At 54.0% G+C, this 554-nt stretch carries 1 protein-coding gene; it reads right to left on the reverse strand.

The features are described 5' to 3' along the window. The coding region (locus HT737_RS28705; protein ID WP_182404508.1) for a DUF3313 domain-containing protein at positions 1–318 on the reverse strand (318 nt) is incomplete at its 3' end. Between the last annotated feature and the right edge of the window lie 236 nt (positions 319–554).

Genomic DNA, 554 nt, shown 5'->3' on the forward strand with positions numbered 1-554 from the left:
CTTGCTGATTTCACGCTTGAGCGCCTGATCGTAATAGGAGGTGATGCCGTTGAGGGTCTGTTGGGAAATCTTCGCGGTCGGTTGCGGCTTTGGATAGAGCTGGGTCGGCTCGATGTACACGCTGGTGAACTTGCTGATATCCACTTTCGGATCAATCCAGCGCATCACCTCGGCACCGGACGGCGACTTGGCCTCCTTGAGCTGGCTGTAGTCCTTGAGAAAGCCGGAATACTCATCGGGAGCGACGGTTTTGCTGGAGCAACCCACCACGCCAAGGGTGGCAATGCAGAGGGTGCCCATCATTACTGCTAGCTTCATGCTGTAACTCCTGTCAGAAGGCCTGAATGTATTGCGTAGGGGGAGTTACAGGTATAGCTAAAACCGCGGCAATTGCGCTGAAAACCAGAAAATTCACACAACACCGGGCGCCGTGTCACAACTGACGTTTGACAGATGGCGGGCATCCGGCAAAGCTGCATCAAGCTTGAACGCATGCCAGCAGGCCAATGCATCTGACCACGGAAGTCGTAATGCCCAAGCATAAAAATAACGTC

The sequence above is a fragment of the Pseudomonas sp. MD195_PC81_125 genome, assembly GCF_014060985.1.
GTDB lineage: Bacteria > Pseudomonadota > Gammaproteobacteria > Pseudomonadales > Pseudomonadaceae > Aquipseudomonas > Aquipseudomonas parakoreensis.